The 16,492-nt window shown below is 46.4% G+C and carries 11 protein-coding genes; 10 read left to right on the top strand and 1 reads right to left on the bottom strand.

Features of this window, described 5'->3' with window-relative positions:
- The first annotated feature begins 129 nt into the window (after positions 1-129).
- The 8 genes from pgaB to ABL924_RS03920 all read left to right on the top strand — a co-directional run bounded on the left by pgaB (position 130) and on the right by ABL924_RS03920 (position 12,374).
- Positions 130-1,995 carry a poly-beta-1,6-N-acetyl-D-glucosamine N-deacetylase PgaB gene (pgaB, locus tag ABL924_RS03955; protein ID WP_349025768.1) on the top strand — a complete coding sequence of 622 codons (1,866 nt, stop codon included), beginning with the start codon at positions 130-132 and terminating at the stop codon, positions 1,993-1,995.
- Positions 1,992-3,290 (top strand): poly-beta-1,6-N-acetyl-D-glucosamine synthase, encoded by a 1,299-nt coding sequence (gene pgaC, locus ABL924_RS03950; protein ID WP_349025767.1) that lies wholly within the window; start codon positions 1,992-1,994, stop codon positions 3,288-3,290. The genes pgaB and pgaC overlap by 4 nt, the downstream gene beginning before the upstream one ends.
- A 26-nt stretch (positions 3,291-3,316) precedes the next feature.
- Positions 3,317-3,865: a poly-beta-1,6-N-acetyl-D-glucosamine biosynthesis protein PgaD gene (pgaD, locus tag ABL924_RS03945; RefSeq protein WP_349025766.1), complete on the top strand. Its 549-nt coding sequence runs from the start codon at positions 3,317-3,319 to the stop codon at positions 3,863-3,865.
- 965 nt (positions 3,866-4,830) lie between these two features.
- On the top strand, positions 4,831-5,796 hold the full coding sequence (locus tag ABL924_RS03940; protein WP_349025765.1) for a VacJ family lipoprotein: 966 nt from the start codon (positions 4,831-4,833) through the stop codon (positions 5,794-5,796).
- Positions 5,789-8,104 carry an alpha/beta fold hydrolase gene (locus tag ABL924_RS03935; RefSeq protein ID WP_349025764.1) on the top strand — a complete coding sequence of 772 codons (2,316 nt, stop codon included), beginning with the start codon at positions 5,789-5,791 and terminating at the stop codon, positions 8,102-8,104. Before ABL924_RS03940 ends, ABL924_RS03935 begins: the two co-directional genes overlap by 8 nt.
- A 101-nt stretch (positions 8,105-8,205) precedes the next feature.
- Complete coding sequence (locus ABL924_RS03930) at positions 8,206-9,342, top strand: thiolase family protein (protein ID WP_349025763.1); 1,137 nt, start codon at positions 8,206-8,208, stop codon at positions 9,340-9,342.
- Positions 9,342-11,657 (top strand): 3-hydroxyacyl-CoA dehydrogenase NAD-binding domain-containing protein, encoded by a 2,316-nt coding sequence (locus ABL924_RS03925; RefSeq protein WP_349025762.1) that lies wholly within the window; start codon positions 9,342-9,344, stop codon positions 11,655-11,657. Before ABL924_RS03930 ends, ABL924_RS03925 begins: the two co-directional genes overlap by 1 nt.
- A gap of 171 nt (positions 11,658-11,828) precedes the next feature.
- Positions 11,829-12,374: a hypothetical protein gene (locus ABL924_RS03920; protein WP_349025761.1), complete on the top strand. Its 546-nt coding sequence runs from the start codon at positions 11,829-11,831 to the stop codon at positions 12,372-12,374.
- A gap of 204 nt (positions 12,375-12,578) precedes the next feature.
- Here ABL924_RS03920 and ABL924_RS03915 read toward each other — a convergent pair whose 3' ends face one another.
- Positions 12,579-13,109: a transposase gene (locus ABL924_RS03915; RefSeq protein ID WP_349025760.1), complete on the bottom strand. Its 531-nt coding sequence runs from the start codon at positions 13,107-13,109 to the stop codon at positions 12,579-12,581.
- Positions 13,110-13,238: 129 nt separating this feature from the next.
- On the opposite strand from ABL924_RS03915, the gene ABL924_RS03910 reads away from it, so the two are divergent.
- Together ABL924_RS03910 and ABL924_RS03905 are read left to right on the top strand one after the other, a co-directional pair.
- Complete coding sequence (locus ABL924_RS03910; RefSeq protein WP_349025759.1) at positions 13,239-15,644, top strand: acyl-CoA dehydrogenase; 2,406 nt, start codon at positions 13,239-13,241, stop codon at positions 15,642-15,644.
- 362 nt (positions 15,645-16,006) lie between these two features.
- Positions 16,007-16,483: a transposase gene (locus ABL924_RS03905; RefSeq protein ID WP_349025758.1), complete on the top strand. Its 477-nt coding sequence runs from the start codon at positions 16,007-16,009 to the stop codon at positions 16,481-16,483.
- Positions 16,484-16,492 lie beyond the last annotated feature (9 nt).

Raw genomic sequence — 16,492 nt, 5'->3', positions numbered from 1 at the left:
ACCTCTAATAATTCAAAAAACTCCTTTTCCCTTTGGGAGAAGGTTGGGATGAGGGCTTTAAAATCAAGCGGTCATTTCCCTCACCCTAGCCCTCTCCCAGAGGGAGAGGGGATTTTTAGAGATTCCCTAATGTTGATTACAAAACAACTCATCGCAACAGGCATTGGATTATTGCTGTTAGTCTATATGGCCTGTTTGCCCAGTTATGCCCATGTACCTTTGGATACCAAGCTTAAAACTGACTTCCCAGAAGATCCTTACGCCAATGATGGCGTGAGTTTTCGAGTGTTGTGTTACCACGATGCCCGCGACAATTTGCGGGAGACTTTCCAATCCTGGCCTGAACGTGGGGCGCTGGATACGTCCACTTTAATCGAACAGTTCGAATGGCTTCGGGAGAACGGTTATCACATGGTCAGCCTGGATGCCATCCTTGCCGCCCGTAACGGCGGCCCGAAACTGCCGTCCAAAGCCATACTGCTCACCTTTGACGACGGCTATCTCAGCATGTATACGCGGATTTTCCCGCTGCTTAAGCTCTTTAATTATCCCGCTGTCATCGGTTTAGTAGGCGAATGGTTAGACGACACTAACAATGGCAAGGTGTTTTACGGCGACCGCTGGATGCCGCGTAAACATTTTGTCACTTGGCCGCAGGTGCGGGAAATGGTGGCTTCCGGCTTGGTTGAGGTAGCATCACATTCGCACAGCTTACACAAAGGCTCAACCAGCAATCCGCAAGGCAGCTTACCTTCTTCAGCTATTACCCGCATTTACGATGCCCAAGCCAAACATTATGAAACCGATGCTGAGTATGTGGCTCGCATTCGCGCCGATCTTGCCAAAAATTCTGCGTTGATTGCCCAAGAAATTGGTAAAAAACCGCGTGTCATGATCTGGCCTTATGGTGCTTATAACATGTTAGGGGCGCAGGCTTCAGAAGCGGAAGGAATGCCGATCACCATGACCCTGGAGCCTGGCTCCAACACACCAGACCATCCCTTGGCGCGGATGCGCCGCGATATGTTGTTTTTCCATGACAAGGTCAGTGATCTTAAAAGCGACTTACGTCAGCAAGAACGCTATGACGGTGAAGATCAACCGCTAAATCGGATTGTCGCAGTTGATTTGGATGCGCTTTATGACCCTGATCCGGTGAGACAAGATAAAAAACTGGGCGATCTTATCGAACGTATCAAGCGGTTACGGGTTAATACAGTTTATCTTCGTGCTGTAGCGGACTTAGATCATGACGGTTACGCAGATGCCGCGTATTTCCCTAATCGCCACCTGCCGATGCGTGCCGATTTATTTAACCGCGCTGCTTGGCAACTGCGTACCCGTGCGTCGGTTGAGCCGGAAACGCTTTATGTGTATGCCTGGCTGCCAATCCTGGCGTTTGAATCAGCAGCAGAAAAAACTGCCAGCAACCAGATGATTAAGGAGATTTATGAAGATGCAGCCAAAAATGCACCTAGGATTGGTGGTTTGCTGTTTGGTAACGACGAAAAACCAGGCGCATTTTCAGGGAATGATCTCACACAGTTTACCCATGAACTCATGACTATTTTCAAAGTGCATCAGCCTTATGCGTTTACCGCGCGGCTCATACCTGCTGCATCGGTGACCGATATTAAGGCCGGAGAAAATGCAGCCCCGACCTTTGCAAGTCTTCTCAAACATTATGACTTTGTCACCTTATCGTTAACCAAGGCAGCAGAAGATACCAGCGATACAGATCACTGGTTGGAACTGCTCACGGACAAAGTGGCACAAATACCAAATGCGCTTAATACAACTGTTTTTCTATTGCCTACGACAGAGGGAGAGTCGCGCATCCCTAGTGAACAGTTGGCTGACCAACTGCGATTATTACAGCAAAACGGCGGTCGTAATTTCGGCTATTACCCCGACCAAGCTGCTCATGACCATCCGCTGCTCACAGTTATTAGAGCAGCCATATCATTGCAAACCAACCCAGGAAAACAACCATGATTGAAACATTAAGATTAATCGGACTGCATGCCATTCAATTAGTGTTTGGCTTCACTTATTACTATCCCCTTTTTATGGCTTATTTATGGTCGATTGGTGCCTTGTGGTTTTTTCTACGCTACGAGTTTCGACAACCCAAAATTGCACAACTCACAGACCACCCCAAGGTTAGTATTGTTGTACCCTGCTTCAATGAAGAAGATCATGTGCGGGAGGTGATCGGTCATTTAATGGATATGCATTACCCAGACTATGAGGTTATCGCCGTCAATGATGGCAGTACAGACAACACTGGTAAAATTTTGGATGAATTGGCAAGCAGACATCCCCGGCTTAGGGTGATCCATCAAGCCAAAAATCAAGGCAAATCTATTGGGCTTACCACCGCCGCTTACTTGGCGGATAGCGAATATATCATCGGCATAGATGGCGATGCTCTGCTCGATCATGACGCTATTTCTTGGTTTTTACATCATTTTCTCAGCGGCGAACAGGTGGGTGCTGTGACCGGCAACCCCCGTATCCGCACCCGTTCAACCTTGTTGGGTCGGCTTCAGGTGGGTGAGTTCTCTTCCCTGGTAGGCTTGATTAAACGCGCCCAGCGTGTGTTTTATCGGCAGCTTTTCACGGCATCTGGTGTTATCACTGCATTTCGTCGATCTGCTCTGGAGGATGTCAATTACTGGAGCCAGGATATGCTAACCGAAGATATGGACATCACCTGGAAGCTTCAACTACGGGGCTGGGATGTCCGTTTTGAACCACGGGCATTGGCCTGGATTCTGATGCCGGAGACGATGAAAGGGCTTTGGAATCAACGGCTGCGCTGGGCGATGGGGGGATTGCAAATCATCAATAAATATAAAGGGATCTTTCTCGACTGGCGTACCTATCCGGTCTGGCCGTTGTTTTTTGAACATATACTCAGCGTCTTTTGGGCTTTATCTGTCACGGCGGTGTTAGCGGGTTATCTGTTTGATTTATTAGAAATTGCATTTCATGGCATGTCATATGGCATGTCACATGGTGCTGTGAGTTCCATGACTTCACTGCTACCGGAATACAGTGGTGTCATTATCGGCACAACCTGCTTGCTGCAAATGCTCTTGAGCTTGCTGATGGATTGCCGCTACGACCATCAACTTCTGCGTTATTACGTTTGGACAATCTGGTATCCGTTCGGTTTCTGGATAGTGAATATGCTGACCATTATTGTTGCCATACCGAAAATCCTGTTCCGCAAGCGGGGTTTACGCGCTCGTTGGGTAAGCCCTGATCGGGGTATCTCTTTATAAATCTAATCACTTGTTGAGGAAAACTTATGAAAACTTTAATTCTTAATCAATATGCAAAGCAGTCGTTTATCAAACGCTTAATTGGCAATACGCTTACTGGGCTAGGTTGGGGCTTCTGGATTTATCTCTGGGTGCCGCTATTTACAGCAATTATGCTACTTTCAGGCACACATCCCGAGCAAGCAACGTCGGAGGCATCTCGTTCCATTCTTAGGTTGTTGTCGACGCTGATTAGCCATGGATCAATGGTCATTGTCATGATCGGGGTGTTTTTGACTTGGTCGTTATTGCAAGTGTTGGGCAAGCGTTATCGCTGGAACGCTTTGCAGAAAGGTCAAGTAAAATGGGTGCGCCCAGCATCACCGTCTGCTCACACAGGCCAGAGTATGCAACGCTGGCAGCAAACGCAATGTATGGTGGTAAGCCACGATGATGCGAGTGGTAGCATTCAACAAGTTGAAACCTTAAAACCTAAAAGCAAGGTTGCAATACAGCAGTATCCGGTAACATACCTACTACCCGTGCCGCCAAATTCAGCATACCAATTTGATTCCATCGCAAGGAGCGTTCGCTGATGGGATGGGCATACGCCACACCAAAAATCATTGGTAGGCTAGATAAATATTCATTCGGAAACCTCTAAAAACCCAAAAACCTCCTTATCCCGTTGAAATACCTACACTCATGGGGATCTCTAAAAATCCCCAGCACCCTCGCTACGCTCTCACTCTGGGATGCCTACATGGATGTAGGTAGTAGGGCTGGGTAGGAGCGGTCGTCGTGAAGACTACCATTAAGGTATAATACCAATCCCAATAAGTTGTTATTTGAATCCCCTCATCCTAACCTTCTCCCACTGGCGAAGGGATAACATGTGAACTTATTGGGATTGGTATAAGATCAGATACTTACACTCCTCGCATTATCCCAGTGCGATTAAAGGCTCCCCATATCAATGAACCAATCCAATTTACACCTAGATAGTTTCCTGTTACGACCAGGCTACTTTCGCTTTTACTATTGATTCGGTCTTGTGAAACATCAACTTCGTTCGGCTTGAGTCTGTCTAAAAGACAGTAGGTTTTGATAAGCTCAGCTCAAATTTTTTCAACTACAATCAATAATAATCAGTATTTTAAAAAATATTTACCCGCCACATACCTTCCTATTGAACTAATATCCTGTGCCATTAGAGGATGAATGCTAAACGAGCAAAAGCTCGCAAATAAACAAATCTACAATCCCTACAGCAGATCAGGTAGCAAGAAGAGTGTTCCGATGCCTAAACAATCCGCAAGATGTAAATCAATAATCAACATCATGTACAGATGCCATTAGGGGATCTCTAAAAATTCAAAAAACTCCTTCTCCCTCTGGGAGCGGGGATTTTTAGAGGCCCCCATTAGTTGAGGCTCTCTTGAAACCAGAGAGCCTGATCCATTTTTACTAATAAACAGCTTAGGTTATACTTGCTGAAAGGAAAAATTGTTCTCAGCCCCAATACACAGCCATTTAATCCAATCACTATAGAACACCTATCATGATTACCCAAAAACCTACACCCATTGTGCGCCAAATGCTTGGTGTCCTAATCATTTCAAATGTGCTATCCGGTTGCTCGACAACGGCCACTACGCAATCCGGCACTAATGATCCATGGGAAAGCTGGAATCGCGATGTGCATGGCTTCAATAAGGATGTGGACGATGCCATCCTAAAGCCAGTAGCAAAAGGTTATCAGGAAATAACGCCGAATCCAGTTGATGAAAGCATTACCAATGTTTTTAGCAATATTAATGACATAGGTGTAACCATCAATGATTTCTTACAACTTAAATTTCTCCAGGGCGGTATGGATGCCAGTCGTTTTCTTATTAATACCACCGCAGGTGTAGCCGGAATTTTTGATGTCGCAAAATTGATCGACTTACCCAAACATGACGAAGATTTTGGTCAAACTCTAGGCTTTTGGGGTGTTCCATCCGGTTCTTACATGGTTCTGCCATTCCTGGGATCGAGCAATCCCAGGGACACCGTTGGACTAATTGGCGATGCGCTTTTTAATCCGCTGACTTATGTGTCGTTCTTTGGCGGCTTTGCAGCCAATGCTGCCACCTCCGCCGCTACCGCTGTTGATGTCACTGATACCCGGTCTGACTTGATGTCATCCGAAAAAATCGTTAATGAAGCGTCGGTAGACCGCTATGATTTCGTCAAAAATGCTTACAAACAACGCCGTGAATACTTGATCCATGACGGCAATCCACCCGAAGAAAGCAATGATCCCTTATTGGAAGAAGGGCTTGGAGAGGGCGCAGCCGAGGGTTCGGCAGATAATAACACTCAAAATAATCTGACAAACAATGCCAGCCCATCTACAGTGCATGATCCCAACGCCGTCACTATCATAAACAATTCTACCAAGATGCCTGCCCAAGACAGCACTGTCGCTCCTGTTATCAATAATTCGAAACATCTTTTAGACTTGTCTGCCCCTGATGAGTAGTAATAGCGCCATGCCAAAAACGGCTTACCCTGATAATTGGTATGAAATAGACAAGGCACTGTATAACCGGTCAGTACGGGTTTTCAATACCGTTAAAAAAGTACTCAGTGTCAAAATGCAACTCCATGCTGACACGCAAGTACACCAAGGCGATATCTTCCTGTTTAACCATTTTTCCCGGTTCGAAACCTTCATCCCGCAATTTTTGATCTACGAACAAACAGGCGCTTATACCTGCGTTATCGGATCCAATGAGTTTTTTAAACAAGACACTGTGCTAGCCAGATATTTTCAGCAGGTTGGTGTTTTTCCTACCGACCATGACCGCTTATTCTCTTTATTAACAGCCCAAATAATGCGGGGAAGGAAGGTTGCTATTTTCCCGGAAGGCGGCATGGTCAAAGACCACCGGGTAATGGACGATAAAGGCAACTACAGCATCTATTCGCGCATGACGGGGCTAAGACGCAAGCAACACACGGGGGCTGCGGTACTGGCGCAAGGGGTTGAAGCCATTAAGATCATCGTCCGTCATGCCTATCACCAAAAAAACCATGAGCAACTGGTCTGGTGGAAGGAACAACTTCAGCTAGATAGTCTGGATCAATTACTCACTTCCGCACTCAAACCCACCCTTATTGTCCCTGCCAATATTACGTTTTATCCCATTCATACATCGGAAAACCTATTATTAAAAGCCGTCGATTTTTTTTCCGATAGCTTAAGTCTGCGGCACACCGAAGAATTGCTGATCGAAGGCAATATCATGTTGAAGAATACAGATATGGACATCCGCATGGGTAAACCGCTTGAACCTTTTGACCGCAATTTTATTGACGACCAAAATTTATTGCCAGAAATCATGGCTAACGCGCAGTCGATGGACGAAATATTTACCTTCCAAGCCCATCCCAAAGACCAGAACGAAAAACGCCTGGGCGACTATTTCAAGGATGCCGCCAACGCGACCCGTGACCAATACATGGAGGAGATTTATCTCAACGTCACCATTAACCTGAGTCATCTGGCCTCAACCTTAATTATGCACCTTATCAAGCATGGGAAGATGCAGATCGAACGGCAAAAATTCTTCACCACACTCTATATTGCCGTCAAGTTGTTACAAAGCAATGCCAACATCAACCTGCACCGCAGTTTACTTAACCCCATTGATTATAGTGAATTGATCAGCGGCACGGGTACACGTTTTGAGCATTACATAAAGGAAGCCAAAAACACTGAGCTTATTGCCGAAGACAACGCCCATTACCACTTATCGCCTAAACTGCTGGAAGAGCATGATTTTGACAGCATCCGGTTGGAAAACATGGTTGCAGTTTATGATAACGAAGCCAAACCTATTACTCTGGTACGTGAAACCATAATTAAGGCACTGGCAGAATCTGATGATGTCGATCAGCAGGAACTCTCCGCCTGGCATTTTGAAGATGAATGCCGTGACCTTACTTGGGAACATCACGCCTATAACAAGCCTGGTTACGATGACATCAATGACCAAGAAACCGCATCTGCTGATGCTAACCCGTTTTTTCTCGAACCACATAATGACAATGGCATAGGCGTTCTCCTGATTCACGGCCTGCTCGCCAGCCCTGCCGAACTCAGGGGTTACGGCGAATATCTGGTCAAACAGGGTTACACAGTGATGGGAGTGCGGCTTAAAGGCCACGGCTCATCGCCTTATGCCTTGCAAGATCAAACCTGGGAAGATTGGTATCAGTCTGCACTTCGAGGCTACAAGATACTTAAAGCGCATTGTAACCGAATTTTTATCACCGGATTTTCTACTGGCGGGGCTTTGGCACTCAAATTAGCTTCCGAACACTTCCCCGAAATTATTGGTGTAAGTGTCGTGGCATTACCAATTAAATTCATCAACCCTGCCTTCATGCTAGTACCTTTATTGCATGGCACCAATAAGTTGGTGGATTGGTTGTCATCATTCGAAGGAGTTAAGCCTTTTATTGAAAATCCCACAGAACATCCCCAGGTAAATTACCGGAATGTGCCAGTCAAAGGCCTATATGAGCTGCGACAACTCATTGAGAAAATGGATGATTTTGTACCCCTTTGCACAGTTCCTGTCTTGGTTTTACAGGGCGATAATGATCCCGTTGTGGCTTTTAAAAGTGCTGAGGAGATTATGAATAAACTCACTTGCAAAAACAAACAACTTAAAATTATTCCTTCAACCCGCCATGGCATTTTGATGGAGAATATCGGCGGCACCTGGGAAAGCATTGACGAGTTTATGAAAGACTGTATAACTGAAACAAATACGAAGTAATTTGGTCTTAGCTGCGGTGGAAATGTAAATGAGGTCATATAACAGCTTAATGTAAACCAATCGCATTGAGCAAAGCGGTGCAGGTGTAACAGGAGAATAAAATGAAAAATGTTGTTATTGCTGGATATTGCCGATCACCCTTCACGCCAGCCCAAAAAGGCGGATTGGCAAGAGTGAGACCTGATGACCTCGCCGCCCAAGTGGTCAAGGGCTTGGTCAGTAAAACGGGCATTAATCCTGACGACATCGAAGACCTTATCTTGGGTTGCGCTTTTCCCGAAGGTGAGCAAGGACTTAATGTGGCCCGGTTGATAGTTTTTTTAGCCGGCTTACCCAATACCATAGCAGGGATGACGCTAAACCGTTTCTGCGGCTCGTCCATGCAAGCAATCCACATTGCGGCAGGCGCAATCCAGATGAATGCAGGCGAGGTGTTTATTTGTGCTGGCCTAGAATCCATGAGTAGGATTCCGATGGGCGGTTACAATAATATGCCCAACCCTGCGTTATATGAGACGTTTCCGCAAGCTTACATTAGCATGGGCGATACGGCGGAAAATCTCTCTAAAAAATATCAAATCAACCGCAAGGAACAAGAAGCCTTTGCACTGGATAGCCAAAAGAAAGCCTATGCGGCCCAGCAACAAGGACGTTTCGATGAAGAAATCATACCAATTACAGCGAAATCAGTTGTTATAGATAAAGACGGCTGCTTACGTCCTGATTCCACTCCCGAAGGGTTAGCGGGACTTAATCCCGCTTTTCAAGCCACCGGCACAGTTACCGCTGGTACATCTTCGCCTTTAACAGACGGCGCAGCCGCCGTGTTGGTGTGCAGTGAAGATTATGCCGATGCCCATAAGCTGCCCAAAATGGCACGCATCAAGTCTTTTGCGGTATCCGGCTGTGCGCCGGAAATCATGGGCATAGGCCCAGTGGCCGCAACACATAAGGCATTGTCCCGCGCCGGATTAAAGTTAGAAGATATTGATATTGTTGAATTGAATGAGGCATTTTCTGCACAATCCTTAGCCGTTCTGAAAGAATTGCCGATTCCTTTAAGCAAACTCAACCTCGATGGCGGCGCAATTGCGCTTGGTCACCCGTTGGGTGCAACCGGCGCACGGATTACTGGCAAAGCTGCCAGCCTATTGCAACGGGAAAACAAACGCTATGCGTTAGCGACACAATGTATAGGCGGAGGTCAGGGAATAGCCACTATTCTGGAGGCAATCTAATGAACATCCAAAAAGTGGGGGTTATCGGCGCGGGCGTGATGGGCGCAAGTATTGCCGCCCATATCACCAATGCGGGCATTCCGGTTTATTTACTCGACATCGTACCCAATGATGCTTCCAACCGTAACGTCATCGCCGAAACTGCCGTCAAAAAGCTCTTGGATAGCGAACCGGCAGCGTTTATGCATAAAAACAATGCCCGACTCATCACCACGGGCAATATTGAAGACAACCTAAACTGGCTAGCCGATGCTGATTGGGTGATTGAAGCCGTCATTGAAAACCCTCAAATAAAACAGTCGCTGTACCAAAAGCTGGACGCGGTTTGTAAGCAAGATTGCCTGATTTCTTCGAATACGTCCACCCTGCCCTTAGCCTTGTTGGTTAAGGATATGCCGGACAGTTTCAAGCGGCGCTTCATGATAACCCATTTTTTTAACCCGCCCCGTTACATGCGGCTATTAGAGCTGGTTTCAAGTCCGGCAACAGATCCCGTGTTTGTGGAAGCGGTCAGCCGATTTGCCGACATAAAACTGGGCAAAAATTGCGTAACTTGTAAGGACACCCCTGGCTTTATCGGTAACCGCATCGGTATTTACTGGTTGTTATACGGCTTATTAGACGCAATAGAAAATGGCATAACGGTAGAACAAGCCGATGCCGTCATGTCTGCACCGTTTGGTATTCCCAAAACCGGCATATTCGGGTTATTGGATTTGGTCGGCCTGGATTTGATTCCGCCAATTTTGAAGGGAATGAAGCTTGCGTTGCCTCCACAAGATGCTTTCCATGAAGTTAATCACTTGCCTGATATTGTGCAGAAAATGATTAATGAGGGTTACACTGGCAGGAAAGGCAAAGGCGGTTTTTACCGCTTGAATAAGGTCGATGGCGCTCGCATCAAAGAATCAATAAATCTTGTTACAGGTGATTACGCCAAAAGTGAAAAAGCCGATTTGACTGCAATCAAAGATGCCCAAAAAGCTGATCTTCAAGCATTACTTTCGCACAACGACCCCGTCGCTCAATATGCGTGGCGGGCGCTTTCCCATACCTTATGTTATGCCGCAAGTTTAGTTCCTGAAATTTCCGATGACATTACCGGCATAGATGCCGCCATGCGCGACGGCTATAACTGGAAATTCGGTCCGTTTGAGTTACTTGACCAAATTGGTGTGTCTTGGTTTGTCGATAAGCTGAAATCCGAAAACCGCCCAGCTCCACCTTTGTTAGCCAAAAATTCCAGCCTATATTCAACAGATTCAGGTCGATTAACGTTTACCGACCTTGCTGGGAATTATCATCCTGTGCAACGGGCGGAAGGCATCTTGCTGCTGTCCGACATCAAGCAACAAACTAAACCATTGCTTAAAAATGGTTCTGCCAGCCTATGGGACATCGGTGACGGCGTGGCTTGCCTTGAATTCCACAGCAAAATGAATACGCTGGACATGGACTCCATGGCGATGATTGACCAAAGTATCGACAAGGTTAGTAAGGAATTCACAGCCTTGGTTATCCATAACGATGCGGAAAACTTCTCCGCTGGTGCTAACCTTGGGCTGTTGATGAAAGCTATCCATGAAAGCGATTGGTCGACTGTGGAGCTACTTATAAAAACAGGCCAACAAACTTATCAGGGGTTGAAATATGCGCCGTTCCCCGTGGTAGCCGCACCATCTGGCCTTGCATTGGGCGGTGGTTGTGAAATCCTACTGCACTGTGATGCTGTCCAAGCCCATGCTGAACTTTATATGGGCTTGGTCGAAGTCGGTGTTGGGCTGATTCCCGGCTGGGGCGGCTGTAAGGAATATATGCGCCGCTGCCTGCAATTAAAACGCCCCAGTGGGCCGATACCGCCGGTCGTTAAAGCCTTCCAAACCATTGGTTTGGCAAGTGTTTCGAAATCTGCTTTTGATGCCAAAGAACTACTGTATCTCGGTGCAAACGACAGCATCACCATGAATAAAGACCGGCTCTTGGCCGATGCCAAAACCAAAGCCTTGGCGTTATCTAAAGACTACGCACCGCCCAAACCTTATCTCTATCCAATGCCGGGTAAAACCGCTAAGGTATTGTTGGACATGGGCATCAAAGCCTTCCATCTTATAGGTAAAGCCACAGACTATGATGTGATCGTTTCTGGTCAACTTGCCCATGTTTTAAGTGGAGGTGAGAGTGATTTCACCGCGCCGCTGACAGAAGACGACATTTTGGCTCTGGAATTAGAAGCCTTTCTTGCTCTGGTTAAACAGCCAGGCACGTTGGCAAGATTGGATCACATGCTGAAAACTGGGAAACCGTTAAGAAATTAACGGTTTTGTTAGCTGTATCCTAATCAAATTTAGGTGGATAATTTTACTTATAGGATGTACTGAACAAAGTGAAGCGCATCGTTTATCGCGAACGATGCGCTTCGTTCCTCGGCAATCCTATAGCTAATTTTAGTTTGCGCTTACTTTTCTTTACATACGAGCGATAATGCCATGAATGCGAATTGGAAATTTTTAGTTGCTAAAAATAAGATCAAGACAATATTTGGGATTGACTCTTTCTTCGCTCGAAGTTGTTTCGTGGCAGTTTTAATGGCCACTGCGCTGTTTGCTGATCCCGCTGCAGCACGCAAAACAGCCAATCCCAGCGACCCAAAAGTGTTCTTTCCGCAAAGACCACTTCCGGCCTCAAAGGACGATGCCTACAAATCGATGTTTGCGTTAGCTAGAGGTAGACTGGAGTTGAAAAATGGTTGTTTAAGACTAAAAGAAGGAAAGGAAAGCTTCTTACTCATATGGCCTGGCCGGTATGGATTGGAAGTTGAAAATCATACCCTCATCATCAAAGATGTGTATGCAGGCTATGAGCCTGAAGTCAGGATAAAATTAAATAGTGAAGTTATTTTAACGGGCGGTGGCGTACCCGATGGTTATGTACCCGATGCTAGCACGCTTGTCCGCCCAATTCCTAAAGGCTGCAAAGGCCCTTACTGGTTGGTAGGCGGTGTGGAACTAGCACCTAAGGGTAAAAAACGATAACGACGCTAAAGACTATATTCGGCGACTATAAGCCAGGATGCCTTTCGAGCAAAGCGTTTTGCCACGCTTGCTCCACAACGATGTGAGCATAACAAATGCTGAAAGACAATTGGCTTTAAGCAACGAGTAGATGCTTAGCCTGTACCCCTAATTTTTGGGGTAGAGACATAGGATGTGCCGACGAAAGGAGGCGCATCAATCGGGTTATTCCTCGCCATCCATTTTAAATTGCCCTGAATGTCCCCACATTGCCGGATAAATCCCGCGTTCCACAAATTGATGAAAGCTTGAATGAGGCCAATCGATCACCTGTTTTACATGACCATGTTTGACCGGATTCCAGTGGATATAATCAATATGGCGATTATAGTCTCCTTGGTTCGTAATCAAATGCGCCCAAAATCTGCGTTGCCAAATACCACGCTCTCGGCGGATTAACCGACTGGCTGAAATCTTTTCACCCTTATCAATAGCTCTTGAAAAGAGACCTTTGAGCATGTTCCAACGTATTGAATAATTGCTATCATCTGCGGGTAACGTCCAAATACAATGTAAATGATCTGGCATTATTACGATTGCATCAACATGAAATGACTTTTGCTGTTTGACGTAACGAAAACAGTCTCTTAACAAATCAATGTGTTCAACCAACAAACGATTATTTTTCCGCTCAGCAAGGTTGACGGTAAAAAACCATGTGGCGTTTGGAATGTAGTATCGGCGATATTCGGTCATGAAGTTATTATATCGCGAACGATGCGCCTCCTTACGTCGGCACATCCTATTAATAAATAACCACATCTAGCTGTTCTTTATTTTACTGCAAATACGAGTAAACTAAAGCAAACTACTTGGAGAACCACCATGCTCTGGCTACTCGCACTTATAATCCTCGCCGGTATATTGGCTTATTACAAAGCCTCAATACACTGGGCTACTCTCGCCATCACCGCATTGCTGGCGGCTTTCTTACTGGTGAATGGCGCTTCATCGTCGAGCAATCTCAGCTTGTGGATGACGTATTTGATCGTTTTCATCCCTTTAAACGTAATCCCTTTACGGCAATGGCTTATTAGTCGCTGGGTTTTCAAATTCATGAAGGCCGCTTTGCCCGCCATGTCGCAAACCGAGCGGGAGGCCTTAGAAGCGGGTAATACCTGGTGGGATGCCGAACTATTTTCAGGCAGCCCTAACTGGGATATCTTACAAAGCCTCCCTGTCGCAAAATTCACAAAGGAAGAACTGGCCTTTATTGACGGCCCGACCGAAACTTTATGCGGAATGCTCAACGATTGGGACATTACCCATAACCGCATGGATTTACCGCCAGAGGTTTGGGATTACATCAAAAAGCAGAAATTCTGCGGCATGATGATACCCAAGAAATATGGCGGGCTGGAGTTCTCCGAATCGGCACATTCTGAAATTGTCATGAAAATATCCAGCCGCAGCAGCACGGCTGCGGTCACCGTGATGGTGCCTAATTCACTCGGCCCTGGGAAACTGTTGCTGAATTACGGCACGGAAGAGCAAAAAGATTATTATTTGCCGCGATTGGCTAATGGCGAGGATATTCCTGCCTTCGCATTAACCGGCCCACATGCAGGCAGTGATGCGGGTGCGATGCCGGATACGGGTGTGGTCTGTTATGGCAACCATAAGGGTCAGGATAAAGTATTAGGAATTCGCTTAAATTGGGAAAAACGCTACATTACCTTGGGGCCAATCGCTACCGTATTGGGTCTCGCCTTCAAACTTTACGATCCCGACCACCTGATCGGCGACAAAGAGAATATTGGTATTACAGTTGCATTGATACCCACCAATACCCCAGGCATAAGCATTGGAAGAAGGCACTTTCCCCTGGATTCAGCATTCCAAAACGGCCCAAACTGGGGCAAAGATGTGTTCATCCCAATGGACATGATTATCGGTGGCGTAGCTCAAGTCGGCAACGGCTGGAAAATGCTCATGCAATGCTTGACGACCGGACGCGCCATCTCATTACCAGCCTTAAGTGTCGGCGCAGCAAAATTCACCAGCCGCAACATCGGTGCTTATGCCCGTATTCGTAAACAATTCAACATGCCCATCGGTGAATTTGAGGGCATTGAAGAAGCACTGGCGCGGGTCGCAGGTGAAACCTACATTCTCGACGCGGCACGGCAGGTGACCAACGCCGCTTTAGACCAAGGCGAGAAACCTGCCGTCATTTCTGCCATTCTAAAATATGAATTGACCGAACGCATGCGGCGCGTGGTTAATGACGGTATGGATATACTCGGTGGTGCTGGGATTTGTTTAGGGCCGAAAAATTACCTGGGACGCGTATATCAGGTTATTCCGGTCAGCATTACGGTTGAAGGCGCTAATATCCTTACCCGCACGATGATGATCTTCGGGCAAGGTGCAGTCCGCTGCCACCCTTACATCCAACAAGAAATGGCGGCGATAGCCGAGAGCAACTTGGCGGCATTCGACCAAGTTTTCTTCAAACATATTGGTCACTGGGGGCATAACAAAGTGGCATGTTTATGGTTGGGATTAACCAACGCCCGTTTTCTGGCAACGCCTGACGATAAACAAACTAAGCGATATTATCGCCAAATTGCACGGCTCAGTGTGGGCTTTGCCTTCCTTGCCGATTATGCGTTGTTAACCTTAGGTGGCGCGCTTAAACGCAAAGAACGCCTTTCAGGTCGTTTTGCCGATGCGTTATCTAATCTGTATTTATGTTCTTGTGTGCTAAAACATTACCAAAATCAAGGTAGTCAACAAGCCGACCTGCCGCTATTACATTGGGCTTGCCAAGAAAGCATATACCGCGCTCAACAAGCTTTAGCGGATATTTTGACTAAGCTGCCATTCCGCCCTATTACCTGTTTGTTGCAGGTTTTGCTGTTTCCGCTAGGCAAACCCAATAAAGCCGCCAACGATGCGTTAGTCCATCAAATAGCTGCGTTATTAACAAACGATACACCAACTCGTGACCGCTTAACTCAAGGTATCTACATCAACAACAAACCCGACGATGGCACTGGCAGGATTGAAGTGGCTTTTAAAGCCGTACTTGCAGCGGCTTCCGTAGAAGCCAAGATAAAGCTGGCACAAAAACAGAAGCTCTTAGCTAAAGGTGAGCTATCAACGCTGATAAACGATGCGCTGACCAAAAACATCATCACAAAAGAAGAAGTCAAACTACTTACAACAGCAGAACAAGCGAGACTGAAAGCAATTAGTGTTGATGATTTTGGCGCTGAGGAGTTGTAAACGGTGGGTAAAAAAACCATGACTAATCATAACCTCTTATAATCCCCTCTCCCTTAAGGCATAAGTATCTACACAAGTATTTACCCCTTCTCCCTTGGGGAAGGAGGTCGGGATGAGGGGGAATATAAACAGTTGATTTTATTCTCCCCACCCCGTCCCTTGTATGATTAAGCAACCGTGAACAAGAGGTTTTTATTAAAATAGGATTTCTAATAAAACTGATGTGGTAGACCGATACCCCTCTGGTTCTACAGAGACCGTTGGAGAGCGATGGTCGCCACATCATCCCCCCCATTAACTCGAACAGTTGCCAGGAATATAAGATTCCGTATCCACAAGGCTGAGAACCCGAGAATTTGATTATGACGACAAAAACATACGAATACAACATAGGCGTTGACATTCCCAAACAGAAACTGGATGTCTTGTTTGGTAGCCAACAAGGCATGGCTATTGATAATGACCCTAAAGGATTTGAACAGTTTTTAAGAAGGATAGCCCCCCCCCCATTGACACGGGTTGTCATGGAAGCAACTGGGGGCTATGAACAGCTGTTGGCGGCATTTCTGCTAACACGGGGCATTGATGTCAGCATTGTCAACCCAAAACGAGCCAGGGATTACGCGAAAGCACTGGGCCGACATGCCAAGACGGACACCATTGATGCGCATGTCATTCGGCTTTTTGCAGACACCGTCAATCCATTGGTGATGCCACAAAAAGTGAAGCGCAACAAGCTTAGCGGCGTTAACTGTAATGGTCAATATAAACCGGACACTTTTTTAGACAGCCTTCTTATAAAAATCCCGCTCAAACTGCAACGGGGATTGATAGCCTAACTTTGAATG

This window comes from Methyloglobulus sp., from assembly GCF_040079455.1.
In the GTDB taxonomy this organism is placed as follows: domain Bacteria; phylum Pseudomonadota; class Gammaproteobacteria; order Methylococcales; family Methylomonadaceae; genus Methyloglobulus.
The sequence above is the reverse complement of the archived record's forward strand: the minus strand, read 5'-3'. Positions and strand labels throughout refer to the sequence as shown.